Source organism: Ralstonia sp. SET104 (assembly GCF_003851545.1).
Classification (GTDB): domain Bacteria; phylum Pseudomonadota; class Gammaproteobacteria; order Burkholderiales; family Burkholderiaceae; genus Ralstonia.
Genome location: NZ_BHVX01000001.1, coordinates 33,167 through 48,346 on the forward strand (window position 1 = coordinate 33,167; position 15,180 = coordinate 48,346).

15 protein-coding genes are annotated in these 15,180 nt (G+C 65.3%); 4 read left to right on the plus strand and 11 right to left on the minus strand.

Features of this window, described 5'->3' with window-relative positions; translation table 11 throughout:
* Positions 1-88 precede the first annotated feature (88 nt).
* The 6 genes from PSUB009319_RS00180 to PSUB009319_RS00205 form a co-directional block, all read right to left on the minus strand.
* The gene (locus PSUB009319_RS00180; protein ID WP_124380249.1) at positions 89-1,570 is read right to left on the minus strand and encodes a DegQ family serine endoprotease; all 1,482 of its coding nucleotides are present in this window, start codon (positions 1,568-1,570) and stop codon (positions 89-91) included.
* Between the two features lie 334 nt (positions 1,571-1,904).
* Complete coding sequence (locus tag PSUB009319_RS00185; protein ID WP_124380250.1) at positions 1,905-3,221, minus strand: ATP-binding protein; 1,317 nt, start codon at positions 3,219-3,221, stop codon at positions 1,905-1,907.
* A 3-nt stretch (positions 3,222-3,224) separates the two neighbouring features.
* Positions 3,225-3,959, minus strand: coding sequence for a response regulator transcription factor (locus tag PSUB009319_RS00190; RefSeq protein WP_124380251.1), 735 nt, complete (start codon positions 3,957-3,959; stop codon positions 3,225-3,227).
* Positions 3,960-4,137: 178 nt separating this feature from the next.
* Positions 4,138-4,851, minus strand: coding sequence for a winged helix-turn-helix domain-containing protein (locus tag PSUB009319_RS00195; protein WP_124380252.1), 714 nt, complete (start codon positions 4,849-4,851; stop codon positions 4,138-4,140).
* A 6-nt stretch (positions 4,852-4,857) separates the two neighbouring features.
* Positions 4,858-5,100 (minus strand): hypothetical protein, encoded by a 243-nt coding sequence (locus tag PSUB009319_RS00200; RefSeq protein WP_260392770.1) that lies wholly within the window; start codon positions 5,098-5,100, stop codon positions 4,858-4,860.
* A gap of 513 nt (positions 5,101-5,613) precedes the next feature.
* Positions 5,614-5,856, minus strand: a complete 243-nt coding sequence (locus tag PSUB009319_RS00205; protein WP_260392770.1) for a hypothetical protein — start codon at positions 5,854-5,856, stop codon at positions 5,614-5,616.
* A 391-nt stretch (positions 5,857-6,247) separates the two neighbouring features.
* On the opposite strand from PSUB009319_RS00205, the gene PSUB009319_RS00210 reads away from it, so the two are divergent.
* Positions 6,248-7,093, plus strand: coding sequence for a MurR/RpiR family transcriptional regulator (locus PSUB009319_RS00210; RefSeq protein ID WP_124380253.1), 846 nt, complete (start codon positions 6,248-6,250; stop codon positions 7,091-7,093).
* Positions 7,094-7,100: 7 nt separating this feature from the next.
* Here the strand turns inward: PSUB009319_RS00210 and PSUB009319_RS00215 are convergent, their stop codons facing one another.
* Genes PSUB009319_RS00215 through zwf form a run of 3 tightly spaced genes read right to left on the minus strand, consistent with a single transcriptional unit; the run spans position 7,101 to position 10,310 of the window.
* Entirely contained in the window at positions 7,101-8,156 is a 1,056-nt protein-coding gene (locus tag PSUB009319_RS00215) for a glucokinase (RefSeq protein WP_124380254.1), read from the minus strand.
* Positions 8,137-8,841, minus strand: a complete 705-nt coding sequence (gene pgl / locus PSUB009319_RS00220; protein ID WP_124380255.1) for a 6-phosphogluconolactonase — start codon at positions 8,839-8,841, stop codon at positions 8,137-8,139. The genes PSUB009319_RS00215 and pgl overlap by 20 nt, the downstream gene beginning before the upstream one ends.
* Positions 8,841-10,310: a glucose-6-phosphate dehydrogenase gene (gene zwf / locus PSUB009319_RS00225; RefSeq protein ID WP_124380256.1), complete on the minus strand. Its 1,470-nt coding sequence runs from the start codon at positions 10,308-10,310 to the stop codon at positions 8,841-8,843. Before zwf ends, pgl begins: the two co-directional genes overlap by 1 nt.
* Positions 10,311-10,630: 320 nt before the next feature.
* Between zwf and edd the strand changes: the two genes are divergently transcribed.
* Positions 10,631-12,460, plus strand: coding sequence for a phosphogluconate dehydratase (gene edd / locus PSUB009319_RS00230; RefSeq protein ID WP_124380257.1), 1,830 nt, complete (start codon positions 10,631-10,633; stop codon positions 12,458-12,460).
* Between the two features lie 45 nt (positions 12,461-12,505).
* On the opposite strand, the gene PSUB009319_RS00235 is transcribed toward edd, so the two are convergent.
* Positions 12,506-13,213, minus strand: a complete 708-nt coding sequence (locus tag PSUB009319_RS00235) for a YceH family protein (RefSeq protein WP_124380258.1) — start codon at positions 13,211-13,213, stop codon at positions 12,506-12,508.
* Positions 13,214-13,348: 135 nt separating this feature from the next.
* Positions 13,349-13,804, minus strand: a complete 456-nt coding sequence (locus tag PSUB009319_RS00240; RefSeq protein ID WP_124380259.1) for a universal stress protein — start codon at positions 13,802-13,804, stop codon at positions 13,349-13,351.
* Positions 13,805-13,941: 137 nt separating this feature from the next.
* Here PSUB009319_RS00240 and PSUB009319_RS00245 point away from each other — a divergent pair, with 137 nt between their 5' ends.
* The gene (locus tag PSUB009319_RS00245; protein WP_124380260.1) at positions 13,942-14,400 is read left to right on the plus strand and encodes a DUF3293 domain-containing protein; all 459 of its coding nucleotides are present in this window, start codon (positions 13,942-13,944) and stop codon (positions 14,398-14,400) included.
* 96 nt (positions 14,401-14,496) lie between these two features.
* Positions 14,497-15,009: a hypothetical protein gene (locus PSUB009319_RS00250; RefSeq protein ID WP_124380261.1), complete on the plus strand. Its 513-nt coding sequence runs from the start codon at positions 14,497-14,499 to the stop codon at positions 15,007-15,009.
* Positions 15,010-15,180: the final 171 nt, after the last annotated feature.

Consider the following 15,180-nt stretch of genomic DNA (forward strand, 5'->3'; position numbering starts at 1 on the left):
CGCGGACAGCCAGCCGGTCAGGGTGCGGAAAACGTTGTTTTCGCTATGAGCGCTGTCTTTTCTTCCGGCAACGGCGCCAGGATTTACGTCAACCCAGATCCACCGGCACAAAGATCTTCGTATCGTCACGCTGCACCAGCAGGGCGACATGCTTGCCGGCGCGATCCACCAGCGTGCGCAGCTCTTGCACCGATGACACCGGCGTACCGTTGAGCGACAGGATCACATCCCCCGGTTGGATGCCGACCTTGGCCGACGGGCCGGTGACGTCCATCACCACCAAGCCGCCGGGCAGACCGTTCTGGCGCCTCTCTTCCGGTTGCAGCGGGCGCACTGCCAGGCCCAGGCGGCCTTGGTCGGGCGCAGCTTTCTCACTGGATGCCACCTTCGCGTCCTTGGCGGCGCCGACGGTCACAGTCAGCGTGGTCGGCTTGCCCTGGCGGATGATCTGCAGCGGCACGGTAGACCCCGGCTTGATGTCAGCCACCTGCTCAGGCAGATCGCCCGAACGGTCGATGCGTGCACCGCCAATCTGCAGAATCACGTCGCCCGGCTGCAGGCCAGCCTTGGCAGCGGGGCCACCGTCTTCGACCGAATTGACCAGCGCACCTTCGGGCCGCGGCAGCTTGAAGGAATCGGCCAGCGACTGATCGACCTCCTGCACCGCAATGCCCAGGCGGCCACGCGTGACCTTGCCGGTGGACACAAGCTGCTGCTCCACCTTCATTGCCACATCAATCGGCACGGCAAACGACAGGCCCTGATAGCCGCCGGTCTGGCTGTAGATCTGCGAGTTGATGCCAATCACCTCGCCGCGCTGATTGAACAGCGGGCCGCCCGAGTTGCCGGGGTTCACGGCCACGTCGGTCTGGATAAAGGGCACATACGTATCGTCGGGCAGCGAACGCGACTTGGCACTCACGATGCCCGCCGTGACCGTGTTCTCAAAACCATACGGCGAACCAATGGCCAGCACGGGCTCACCCACCTTAGTGTTGGCAGGGCTGCCGATCTGCACCACCGGCAGGTTCTTGGCCGAGATGCGCAGCACGGCCACATCGGACTGCTTGTCCACACCCAGCACCTTGGCCTTGAACTCGCGGCGATCGGTCAGCTTGACGTTGACCTCCTGCGCGCCATCCACCACGTGGGCGTTGGTCAGGATCAGACCATCAGCCGAGACGATGAAGCCCGAGCCCAGCCCGCGCACGATCTGGTCGCCGCGCTGCTGCGGCATCTGCGGCATGAACCGCTTGAAGAATTCGGAGAACGGATCATCCGGGCTCATGCCGGGCGGCAGACCTTGCATGCTGGTGCGCTGCGCATGCGCGGTGGTGCTGATATTGACCACCGCCGGGCCATAGCGCTCGACGATGCCGGAGAAATCCATCGGTGCGGCCACGGCCACCGGAGCCGCGCCGGAGGCCGGGGCAGTCGTTGCCGTGGCGGTGGCCACGGGGGCAGCAACCGCGCGTGAAATCATGTCTTTCTGCAGATAGGCATAGCCGCCCGCAACGGCGACTACAGCGGCCAGGCCAGCCGCACTGCGTGCCAGTGTTTGACGCGTCATTGTCGTGTCCTCTCATGCTCAGCACGTGGGCCACGGCCTGCGGAGTCGCCTGTCGTGCCCATCGGTTGGAGGCATCGTAGGCGCGCAGACTTAATCCAAACTTAAACGCACACTTAGGCACCTTTGGCGTGCGCCTCAGCCCACAAGCGTGCTTTCGCGGCAACCGCCTCCCAGCCGGGTCCAACGATCAGCCAATGGCTGCGACCCGGAAATTCGATCAGATCAGGCGGGTGAGGCGAGGCCGGGTCGGCTACACCTCTGAGGCGGCGTTCAGCCGAGCGTTCAAGGGGCGCCATGTGTTGTCGCCCATGCAGTCACGCAAGCGCAATCCCCGTTAGACGTCGGCCTTGAACGGAAAGCGCAGCACGACGCGCAACCCGCCGCCCTCGCGCGCTTCCAGCGCCAGCGTGGCGTCATGCGCCTGTGCAATCTCCCGGACGATGGCCAGACCCAGGCCGCTACCGCCAGAGGGCGCCTGCGCCGGACGGTAGAAGCGATCGAGCACACGTTCGCGCTCTTCGGCGGGGATGCCGGGGCCGTTGTCTTCCACCACAAGCTGCGCACCACCGCCGGGCGTGTGCCCCGTCGACACATCAACACGGGCACCGCGCGGGCAATAGCTGAGCGCGTTGTCGACAAGATTGACCATCAGGACGCGCAGTGCATCGGCATTGCCGATGACGGCCGCAGGCTGCGATTCCACCGCGATCCCCAGATCAATGCCTTTGTGCACAGCCGCCGGAGACAGTTCGGCCACCACGTCGGCGGCCACGGCATCGAGTGCAACCGATGCACGCTGCGTATCGGCCGCACCCGGCTCTTGGCGCGCGAGCGTCAGCAACTGGCCGACGAGGCGGATCATGCGCTCCACACCGCGATGCAGATCGGCATGGGCGGCGCGGCGTTCGTCTTCGTCCTCGGCGCGGTCAGCCACCTGCAACTGGAGCTTGAGCGCGGCCAGCGGCGTGCGCAAAGCGTGCGCGGCATCGGCCACGAACGCGCGCTGGTGCGCAAGCGCGGTGCCCAGACGCGCGAGCAGATCGTTCAACGCATTGGTCAGCGGGCGAATCTCGTCAGGCAACCCCTGCGTGGGCAACGGCGACAGCGCCGCTGCATCGCGCGCCTGCACCTGCTTGGCTACCGAACCCAGCGGCGCCAGCCCGCGCCCAACCGCCAGCCACACTATCCAGCCCAGCAGCGGCAGCAGAATCAGCAGCGGCGCCACCGTACGCAGCGCCATGCGCGCCGCCACCTCGTGCCGCGCGCTATACGGCTGTGCGATCTGCACCACGGCAGGCCCGAACGCGACGCTGTAGATGCGCCACGGGCCCTCCGGCGTATTCGCATCGGAAAAACCCAGCTCCGCCTGGTCCGGCAGATCGGGCCGCGCGTGCGAGAGATACAGGCTGCGGCCGGTGCCATCCCAGATACGGATCACGACATCATCGTCGCGCGCAATGCCGGCCAGCGCCGGCGGCGGCGGGTCGATCCACTGGCTTGGCAGCGCAGCGGCCACCTGCTGCATCTGGTAATCGAACAGCGCGTTGGCTTCCTGGCGTGCCTGCGTGTAGATCAGGCCGGTGGCAATGGCGATGCCTGCCAGCAGGCCGCCGGCCAGCCACCACAGCAGGGTTTTGCGGATGGATTGCATGGTTTATTGGTGCGCTTCGCCGCCGTCAGGTTCCGCAGGCGACGCGGGCGCCTCACGTGGAATCACATACCCCACGCCGCGGATGTTCTGGATGAAATGGCTGCCGAGTTTCTTGCGCAGTGCGTGGATGTAGACCTCCACCGTGTTGCTGCCGACTTCCTCATCCCAGCCGTAGAGGTTGTCCTGCAACTGCGCGATCGACCACACCTTGCCCGGCCGCGCGAGCAGTGCATGCAGCACTGCAAACTCGCGCCCCGACAGCTTGACGGGCAGGCCGGCGCGCAGCACCTCGCGCGTGACGGGGTTGAGCAGCACCTCGCCATGGCGCATGAGTGGATCCGCGCGGCCCCCTTGTCGGCGCAATAGCGCGTGCATGCGTGCCGCCAGTTCCTGCAAGTCGAAGGGCTTGACGAGGTAGTCGTCTGCGCCGGCATTGAGACCTGCCACGCGGTCGGCCACCGCATCGCGCGCGGTCAGGATCAGGATGGGGATGGCGATGCCGCGCTGGCGCACCTCGCGCACCACGTCGAGCCCGTCGCGCTTGGGCAAGCCGAGGTCGAGCAGCATGAGGTCGAACATGGAAGCGCCAAGGTCTGCGCCAGCGGCGCCAGGTGCGGTGACAGCCTGCACGGCGGCCTCACCATCGCGCACCCAGTCAATGGCAAAACCGTCGTGACGCAAGCCCTTGCGCACGCTGTCGCCAATCATCTCGTCGTCTTCTACGAGCAGTACGCGCATGACAAAAGAAATGAGCCAGAGAAAGGCTCATTGTAGAACCGCCGCGCAGACGGCCCCACTGCGCGCAGAAGCCGACCAAGATTTGCGACAACGGTATCGCTTTCGCAGAGCTTGCTCGCATAGCCGTGCATGCCAGCGTTGGCGGGCTTCATGCGCTCACCATGCGCTCACCATGCGCTCACCATGGGGCACCATCCACCACCAAGCGGTAGCCACCACCGCGTACCGTCTGAATCCGGCCATTGCACGGCGTACCCGCCAACGCCACGCGCAGCTTGCGCACGTGCACATCCACCATGCGTTCACCTGCGAGAACGCCGCTGCCCCAAATGCGATCCAGCAACTCCATGCGCGAATGCACGCGCTGGGGATGCGTTACCAGAAAGTGCAACAGACGGAATTCCAGCGGACTGAGCGAGATCGGCCGTAACCCGGCTTCGGTCTGCGCCATCACGCCCAGCGTGAGCGGATCAAGCCGCAAGCCGTTGGCCTGTAGCACCTCGTCGCCCTGCAGGGGTGCGCGGCGGCGCAGCGCTGCGCGGATGCGGGCGTGTAGCTCACCCGCGTCGCAGGGCTTGACCATGTAGTCGTCCGCGCCGGCGTCCAGTGCCGCGACCAGGGAGCGTGTATCGCCGTAGCAGGACAGCGCGATGATCGGCAGACGGCCGGCTCGTCCATCCGCTCGCACGGCCCGCAGCACGTCGAGCACCCGGCGCTCTGGCCATGGCAGGCCCATGAGCAGCACATCGGGCGAGACGACCTGCACGGCGGCTTGCGCCTGCGCGAGGTTATCGACCCATTGCACATGGTGGCCGCTGTCGTATAGCGCTTGCGATAGCTGTTGGGCTGCTGCTGCGTCGGCTTCAACCAACAAGATTCGATTGCCAGCCATGGCGGCCTACCGATCCGCGCCATCCCACACGGTGAGTGCGTTGAATGCCGCATCGGCCCACGCAGAACAGGTGCCGAGGTATTCAGCCTTGCAGACCTCGTCCATGGTGAGGAAGTGGTCCAGCGCGTTGGCATGCAGCATGCCAAGGAAGGTGCGCAGCTTTGACAGCTTGTCGAACAGCTCCGCATGCGCTTCAAGGCGCACGGCGATATAGGCTTCGGGGCGGGAATCGTGGGTGGGATGGGTCACGCTCGGTCTCCGTTAATTGGAACGATGCGCGCCACCCAAAATGAGGGGTGGGCGAGCACAGACGAGGTGGAACACCGATGAACACCAGTCGGGGCGGCCAAAGCCGCGCTCGCCCGGCTCGCCCATGAAGGCAAACCAGGCCATAGCAGACAGAGGGCAAGTGTCTATGCTCGACTCTTGCCCGGTGTTCACGAGGGTTCCACGCCTCGGCCCCTTTCTCTATGGCACGAAAGGGACGCGGAGAGTCTAGCGATGAATGGCCTGGGTCGCCAAGGCAATCCAGAGAAAGTGACAATTATGGCAGAGGGGGATGGGGTGGCCTGCGGGCGGCTCCGCCCGGCCCCGCTTGCCTTTATCGTGATCAGGCGAGACGACCTGCACGGCGGCTTGCGCCTGCGCGAGGTTATCGACCCATTGCACATGATGGCCGCTGCCATATAGCGCTTGCGATAGCTGTTGGGCTGCTGCTGCGTCGGCTTCAACCAACAAGATTCGATTGCCAGCCATGGCGGCCTACCGATCCGCGCCGTCCCACACGGTGAGCGCGTTGAATGCCGCATCGGCCCACGCAGAACAGGTGCCGAGGTATTCAGCTTTGCAGACCTCGTCCATGGTGAGGAAGTGGTCCAGCGCGTTGGCATGCAGCATGCCAAGGAAGGTGCGCAGCTTTGACAGCTTGTCGAACAGCTCCGCATGCGCTTCAAGGCGCACGGCGATATAGGCTTCGGGGCGGGAATCGTGGGTGGGATGGGTCACGCTCGGTCTCCGTTAATTGGAACGATGCGCGCCACCCAAAATGAGGGTGGGCGAGCACAGACGAGGTGGAACACCGACACATACCAATCGGGGCGGCCAAAGCCGCGCTCGCCCGGCTCGCCCATGAAGGCAAACCAGGCCATAGCAGACAGAGGGCAAGTGTCTATGCTCGACTCTTGCCCGGTACGTGCGAGGGTTCCACGCCTCGGCCCCTTTCTCTATGGCACGAAAGGGACGCGGAGAGTCTAGCGATGAATGGCCTGGGTCGCCAAGGCAATCCAGAGAAAGTGACAATTATGGCAGAGGGGGATGGGGTGGCCTGCGGGCGGTTGCGCCCGGCCCCGCTTGCCTTTATCGTGACGCGATTGTACCCACCGACACCCGCGCCCAGATGAGCGCCCAGCAAGCCACTTCCTCCGCCGCATCCGATTCACCGGCCGACCTGCGCGAGCGCATCCGCGCCGCGCGCCCGTCGCTCTCTCCGGCCGAACGCCAGGTGGCCGACTGGGTGCTGCGCCAGCCAGGCACCGTGCTGAGTCTGCCGGTGGCGGCCATCGCACGTGAAGCCGGGGTCAGCCAGCCCACGGTCATCCGCTTCTGCCGCTCAATGGGCTGCCATGGCCTGTCAGATTTTAAGCTGCGGCTGGCGCAAGGCAACGTGGCCCGCGATACGGCACCCGCCCATGCACACGCCCATGCGGCACCTCCCTCGGGCACACGCGTGTTGCAGAACGCCATCGACGCGCTCACCGCGCTGCAAGACCGCTTCGACCCGCGCGCGCTCGACGCGGCCGTCGCGCTGGTTGACAGCGCCCACCGCATTGACCTGTACGGTTTCGGTAGCTCCGGCGTGGTCGCGGCGGACGCCCAGACGAAGTTCTTCCGCTACGGCATTCCCGCGAATGCGTATAGCGATCCGTATCTCGTGTCGATGTCGTTGAACGTGCTGCAGGCGGGCGACGTGGTGATCGCCATTTCCAAATCGGGCGCGTTGCCCGAACTGCAGACGGCCGTGGAACGCGTGCGCGAACTGGGTGTGCGCGTGATTGCCGTAACGGCACCCGACAGCCCGCTGGCCGCGCTGGCCGATGTCGTGTTGCCCGCTGGCGTGGACGATGCCGTGGCCGACCGCTCGATGGTCGCGCGGCTATTGCACCTGGCGCTGCTCGATGCGCTGGTGCTGGAAGTGGCGCTGCGCAAGGGCAGCGCCGTCCAGCACGCCGATCAACCTGAGTAAAGCCGAGTCAGTGCCCCTGCGCCACCGCGTGGTCCATGGCGGCACACAACCCGATCAGCGCCGGGTACGGCGAGCGAATCACGTACACCGGCATTGACGCCACGTAGGCCGAGAAACGGCCCTTGTCTTCAAAGCGCCGCCGGAACGGTGAGTTGGCAAACGCCGGCCCCAGGCGCGGCACGATGCCGCCACCGATGTACACGCCACCGCGCGCACCCAGCGTGACCGCCAGATTGGCCGCAATCGTGCCCAGAAACGCGCAGAACGTATCGACGGCGTAGCGGCAGCGCGCGTGGTCGCCAGCGGCGTCTTCCATCTCGCCGAGTGCGATGGCGGTGATGTCAGCCGCGCGGCGCAGCGTGGGGCCTTGCTGCCAGAGATCAAAGCATGCGCCCAGCGCCTCGTAGATCAACTCCAGGCCCATGCCCGAAATCAGCCGCTCGGCCGACACGTGGCCAAAGCGCTCGCGCGCAAAACGCCAGATGACGGCTTCCTCGTCGTTCATTGGCGGAAAGGCAACATGACCGCCCTCGCCAGCCACGGCGATGAAACGGCCGTTCGGCGTCGGCAGCAATGACGCCACGCCCAACCCCGTGCCAGCGCCAAGCAGTGCGCGCGGTGCATCGGCCAGGCTGGTGCCGCCGCCCACCTGCTCCAGCTCTTGCGCCGGCAGATATGGCAGCGCATGCGCCAGCGCCGCAAAATCGTTGAGCACGACAAGCGTGTCGAAGCCCAGCGATTGCCGCATCGCTTCAATGGAAAATGCCCAGTCACGATTGGTCATGCGGATCTGGTCGCCCAGCACCGGGTTGGCGATACCGATTGCACCGTGGCGCACGCCGGCCGCCGCAATCTCGGGCGGCAGCGATGCCAGATACGCGCGCATCGCCGCTTCCAGCGATGGGTAGTCGTCGCCCGCCAGCACGCCGATGTGGGCCAGGCGCATCGGCGCCATCTCCAGCGCAAAACGCGCATTGGTGCCGCCCACGTCGGCCACCAGCCGCGGATAGGCCGTCACATCGGCCACGGGGCCCGCGCCCACTTCATGCAGTCCAATAGACATCGAGCGGCACCTCCCGCTGATGAATGACGTAGCTCACCGGCAGCGCGTGCTGTGCCACGCCGTGCGCGGCCTGCTCGAACACGCTGCGCTTGAGCGGCCCCGTGATGAACAGGAACAGCCGCCGCGCCGCACACAGCGCAGACAGGTTCAGGCTGATACGCCGATGCGGTGCCGCGCCGGGGCGTACCGGCAGATAGGCCGGCGCATGCGCGCGATCGACGCCATCACCCAGTTCAACCGCGTCGGGAAACAACGAGGCTGTATGCCCATCGTCGCCCATGCCGAGAATCACTACGTCAGGTTGCTGAAACGGATCATTGGCAGTTGCCACGCATGCATCCACGTCAACCGATTCGCCATGCACGTGCGGCGGCAACACCAACGGAAAGAAGCGCGCAACGGCCGCCGCATCCCGCAGCAGATGTTCGCGCACCAGGCGTGCGTTGCTGTCGGCATGTTCGGGCGGCACGGCCCGCTCGTCGACCAGGGTGATCGACACATCGGCCCAGCGCAGCGGCAACACGCGCAGCGCGGCAAACAGCGCGATGGGCGAACGCCCGCCCGAAACCGCCAGGCATGCGCTGCCCTGCTCGTTGATCACGTGCGTGAGCGTGCTGGCGATTGATTCTGCCAACGCCTGCACTTGGGCCGTTGCATCTGGAACTGCGTGCCAGCGCATCGCCATTACATCTCCTCGTGCCAGGCGGCGTTGTCGCGCGAGAGCAGCGCGCTCGATGCCGCCGGGCCCCAACTGCCCGCCGTATAGCCCTTGGGCGGAATGCGCGCCTCGTTCCACGCCTCGATGATGGGCTCGACCCAGCGCCAGGCTTCGGCCTGCTCATCGCGGCGCACAAACAAACCGAGCTTGCCGTTAACGGCGTCCATCAGCAGGCGTTCGTACGCACCCGCGTGGCGCACGCCACCGTGGTCGGTAAAGTCCAGGTCCAGCGTAGAAGGCTGCAAACCCAGCGCCGCGCCCGGCGCCTTGGTCAGGAACTGCAGGCGGATGCTTTCTTCCGGCTGCAGGCGAATGACGAGACGGTTCTCCGGAAACTGAATGAGCGGCTTGGGAAACAGCGCGTGCGGCACGTCGTGGAATCGCACCACGATCTCCGCCAGCCGCTGCGGCATGCGCTTGCCGGTGCGCAGGTAGAACGGCACACCCGCCCAGCGCCAGTTGGCGATCTCCGCCTTGATGGCGACGAACGTTTCAGTACGGCTGTCCGGCGGAATGCCCTGCTCATGCAAGTAGCCCTGCACCGGCTGCCCGGCGATGGCGCCTTCCAGATACTGGCCGCGCACCGTCTTCTCGGGCACTTCCTGCAGCGGGATCGGCTTGAGCGCCTTGAGAATCTTCAGCTTCTCGTCGCGGATGGCGTCTTGCGACAGGCTCGACGGCGGCTCCATTGCCACGATGCACAGCAGTTGCAGCAGGTGGTTCTGCACCATGTCGCGCAGCGCGCCAACACCGTCGTAGAAATCGCCGCGCTTTTCCACGCCAAGCTGCTCGGCAATGGTGATCTGCACGTCTTTGATCCACTCACGGCGCCACAGCGGCTCGAACAGCGCGTTGCCAAAGCGGATTGCCATCAGGTTCTGCACCGACTCTTTGCCGAGGTAGTGGTCGATGCGATAGATCTGGTCTTCGGCAAAGAACTCGGCCACGGCAGAGTTGATGCGCTCGTTTGATGCCAGATCCGTGCCCAGCGGCTTTTCCAGCACCAGCCGCACGTTGGGCGTGTTCAGGCCAACGCGGGCAAGCTGCGCGCAGATATCGATGAAGAAGCCGGGGGCGGTCGCGAGGTAGCAGACCGTTACGGGGGCGCGATCCTCGCCCAGCGCGGTAGCCAGCGCATCGAACTGCTCAGGTTTGCGGGCATCAACCTGCTGATAGACGATGCGCTCGGCAAACGAGGCCCAGGCGTCGTCAGAGACAGGCGCGCCGGAGTACAGGCGCATGGTCGGACGCGTTTCGCGCTCAAGCAGGGCGAGGTAGCCCGCGGTCTCCAGCGGCTGCGTGCCGATGGCGAAGATCCGCCCGCGCGGGTGCAGTTCGCCGCCCTGGTGCGCATCGAACAAGGCCGGAATCAGCTTGCGGCGGGCAAGATCGCCCGTACCGCCGAACAACACCATGTCGAATGCGGGCACCGACATCGTCATCTCCTGTGTGTGAGCCATCGATTAGGCTAGCCTAGCTGACTAGCAGGACAACACGTGTTTTAAGCTCATTTTGTAGTATTACTACATCGCAGGCAAGGTGTTCGTGAGCCTGCCAAGGCAAGCGTGTTTGGCGCGCCTTTTGTCGCAGGTCCGGCCATTGGTGCGTCTTCTGGCACGCAATTCGCGTGCTCGACGGTGCTATCGGCGTTGCACCCGATTCGACACCTGTGGAAAACCCTGCACCATTTCCGGCTCGTTTGTAGGAAAATTACAGCATTCCGTCCCGCCCGGACTTACCCCCCAGGAGAACCCGCATGGCCCTGCACCGCACATTGGCCGCCGTCACCCAACGCATCATCGACCGCAGCCGCGGCCCCCGTCAGGCCTATCTGGACGTCACCCGCAAAAACGCCGGCCGCAAGGTCGAGCGCACGTTGCTCTCGTGCACGAACCTCGCCCACGGTTTTGCGGCCATGCCGGGCGAAGCGAAGATCCGCCTGAAAGCGCTGGAGCGGCCGAACATCGGCATCGTCTCGGCATATAACGACATGCTCTCGGCGCACCAGCCGCTGGAAGCGTTTCCGGCATGGCTCAAGCAGGCGGCGCTCGATGCCGGCGGCACCGCGCAGTTTGCCGGCGGCGTGCCGGCCATGTGCGATGGCGTGACGCAAGGGCAGGACGGCATGGAGCTGTCGCTGTTCTCGCGCGACACGATTGCGCTGTCCACCGCTGTGGCGCTGTCGCACCAGATGTTCGACGCGGCGCTGTACCTGGGTGTGTGCGACAAGATTGTGCCGGGGCTGGTGATCGGCGCGCTCTCGTTCGGCCACCTGCCGGCCGTGTTCGTACCAGCGGGCCCAATGACCACCGGCATCAGCAACGATGAAAAAGCCCACACGCGCCAGCTCTACGCCCAGGGCAAGCTCTCGCGTGCAGATCTGCTGGAAGCCGAGTCCAAGTCGTACCACGGCGCCGGCACCTGCACGTTCTACGGCACGGCCAACTCCAACCAGATGCTGATGGAGGTGATGGGCCTGCACCTGCCGGGCACCGCCTTCATCAACCCGAACACACCGCTGCGCGAAGCGCTCACGCGTGAATCGGCGCGCCAGGCGCTCAGGCTCGTCTTCAGTGGCGACCAATACACCCCGATTGCCGACGTGCTGGACGAGCACGCCTTCGTCAACGGCATCGTCGGCCTGCTGGCCACGGGCGGTTCAACCAACCACACGCTGCACCTGATTGCCATGGCGCGTGCGGCGGGCATCCTGCTCACATGGGACGACTTCAATGATCTGTCGGGCGTGATTCCGCTGCTGGCGCGCGTGTACCCGAACGGCAAGGCCGATGTGAACGAATTCCAGGCTGCGGGCGGCCTGTCGATCGTGATCCGCGAGCTGATCGATGCCGGCCTGCTGCACGACGACGTGACGACGATCATGGGACGCGGCCTGCGCCGCCATGCGCAGGAGCCCTTCCTGGACGGTGACAAGCTCGTGTGGCGCGATGGCGCCGCGGCCTCGCTCGACACCGACATCGTGCGTGGCGTGGCCGAGCCGTTCTCACCCGACGGCGGCTTGCGCGTACTGGGCGGCAACATCGGGCGCTCGGTCATCAAGGTGTCGGCCGTCAAGCCGGAGCATCGTTTTGTGGAAGCACCGGCGCGCGTGTTCCTTGCGCAGGACGATCTGATCCACGCCTTCAAGGCGGGTGAACTGGAGCGCGACTTTGTGGCCGTGCTGCCGTATCAGGGCCCTGCTGCCAACGGCATGCCCGAGCTGCACAAGCTCACGCCCACGCTGTCGGTGCTGCAAGAACGCGGCTTCAAGGTGGCGCTGGTAACGGACGGGCGCATGTCAGGCGCATCGGGCAAGGTGCCTGCGGCCATCCACATCACGCCAGAAGCGCTTAACGGCGGGCCGCTGGCGCGTGTGCGCGACGGCGACATCGTTGTGCTGGATGCGCAAGCGGGCACGCTGTCAGTGCGCGTGCCAGAGGCGGAATGGAATGCCCGCAAGGTGACGCCGCCGGATCTGTCGCACTACCACGCGGGCGTTGGGCGGGACTTGTTCTCGGGCTTCCGCCGCAATGTGTCTGCGGCAGAAGAAGGCGCCTGCACGTTGTTTGTCTCGGCAGGCGCATAGGCTGACGGCAACGCGGCCAGCCCGACGCCGGGGCCGGCCGCGTTTTTACAGCATCGACTTGTCGATCGAAATACCCAGCTCACCTGCCATCTGCTCGACAAGCGCCTGAAGCCTGGCCACCTTGTCGGCCAATTGCTTCTGCTGCGCCTTCAGCGCTTCAAATTCGGAAGGCGCGATGGTCTCGTCAATGGCGCCGCTGTGCCGCACGTCTGCTTGCATGGCTTGCGTGACTTCACCGCACAGCAAGTGCATCCAACGGCTTTCGCGCTCGCCCGGCATGCGCGGCAGCTTCACGACAGTGGGCGGATCGCTCTCGGCCATCTCATCCAGAAACGCTTCAACGGACGAGACGTCAGCAAAGGCATGGAACCGCGCGGCGTTCAGTCGCAACTCGGCAGCTGTCTGCGGGCCACGCAGCAACAGCGTGGCGAGCAATGCGATGGATTGGCTCGGCACACCGAGTACACGGTTCATGTTGTGCTCGAAGCGCGGGACGCGGCTGCTGCTGCCTTCCATCACGAGGCTCTGCGATTTCAGCCCGTCGATGGCGGTGAGGATTTCCGCCTCGGTCACGGACATGACCGGCGCACGCGCGGTTTTCTGATTGCAACCGGCGGCCAATGCGTTGAGTGTCAGCGGATAGGTGTCGGGCACCGTGTGCTGCTTCTCGACCAGAACGCCGAGCACGCGTCCTTCAAGTGCGGTCAGGGTACGGATGGCGCGACGCTGTGCGGCGTCGGGATGGATATTCATGGCGGGATGGCAACGGATACGTTTGTCTGGGGCAATCTGGGCGTGCGCCTGTGCGTTCGCAACGCTTGAGCCCCGCATGATATCCGGCAGGCGCAGGCAGGAGACTTCCTGCCTGCCTAACGTACAACCCGATGCTCAGCCCTTGGCCGGGCCGCGCACCAGCAACACCGGCGTGGTCGCCTGGCGGATGAACTTCTCGGCCACGCTGCCCAGCATGACATGCGCCAAGCCACGGCGGCCATGCGTGCCGATCACTACCACATCGGCGCCGCTGCGCACCGCTTCGGCCTGCAGGGCAGCCGCCACATCCTCACCTACGTTCTGGGTTTCCACCAGCACGGTTTCCTGCTCCAGACCGGCAGAGGTGAGCATCGCGGCGGTGTCGGCCAGCAGCGCGGTGCCGGCTTCGATGAAGGACTTGCGCAGCTCCGTCGGGTCGTAATAGCCAACGTCGAACAGCATGGCTGGGCTGTCAACGATATAGACCGCACGTACGGCGCTCTGAAATGCCTTGGCCAGGCGCACAGCCTCGGCCAGGGCCAGCTTGCTGGTTTCGCTGCCGTCAACGGCGACCAGGATTTTCTTGTACATGGTTCAAGCCTCGCAGGAGAGTGGTTGTCGGAATACCGTGCCGGGGCCGCATCTTGGCGGCCCACACGCTATTCTGTGACATCCACCGCCCTTTTGCGTTGCGCCAAATCAGATGGCCGCGACCATGCGACGCAACAATGCACCGCCATCCACCCGCCCCCACGCCCGAGCTGATTGCCGCTTACCGCAGCGCGCGGTATCGCGTCAGCGCGCCGCAGGGCGACGTGCTGCTGCGCATCGATGCCGTCAACCCCTGCGTGGCTGCATTGCTCGCGCAAGCCAGTGCACCGTGGGCGGTGTTCGTGACGGCGCATCAGCCGTTCTCGCACGCGGTGTCTGCTGATGAAAACGCTGCGCGGCAAGCCGAGCTGCTTGCCTGGGCCATCGCCCGCGGAATGTCGTGGCTCTCGGGCGAAGGCGGCCCGCCAGAAGGTGCGCCCACCCATGCGTGGCAACCGGAGCCAAGCCTGCTCCTGTTCATCGACCACCCGGCCATTGCCGACACGCTGATGCTCACGTTCGAGCAAAACGCCGTAGTGCTGTGCGACGCGCATGGATTTTGTACCTTGCGTTGGCACCCGTATCTGCCAGACTGATTTGGCAAGGGCACGTGGCGCGCGGCGCTTTGCAGCACCGCAAGTGGCGCTTCCGATGCCTAAGTGCTGACGTAGATACATCGGCAGGAGGTTCGTATGGAACTGCACATGCAATCGCATCATTGGGAGCGCCGCATGCCGGATTGGCTCGCAGCCAGCGTGGCCGGGATCGTGGGCGGCGCACTGGTCATCGTGCTGGAGTTCTTCTGGTCAACCATGGTGCTCAATGAAAGCCCCTGGCGCCCGACCCACAAGATCGCCGCCATGGTGATGGGCCGAGGCGCGCTGGAAGAGATGTCATTGTTCAGCTACAGCATCGTGGCCGTGGCTCTCGTGCTGCACTTCGTGCTGGGCGCCATCATGGGAATGATTCTCGGGGCCATCATCGCGCCCTTCCACTTCGATTCGAGCCCCGGCATGCTGGCGGCCATCGGCCTGGCGTTCGGGATCGTGGCGTACGTGGTGAATTTCTACGGCATGACAGCGGTGTTTCCGTGGTTTGCGTCGGAGCGCGGCTCGGGGCCATTGCTGGCAAACCTGCTGTTTGGCGTAGTTGCCGCCATGACCTACGGCATGCTGGAGCGGCGTGCGCAGCAGATGGGCCAATGAGGATGCACTGACACGCTGATCGTCTTTCTTTCCCGCAGCGCCGCAAGCGGAGCGGCGCCAACGGAAGACGGCCGCCTCTTGCAACACATGCCGGAGGCGGCCGTTTTGCATTGCGGCGCAGCACACAGATGGCGCATCGGCGCGATCCGCGCGCGGGGTGCGCCTCGTCCT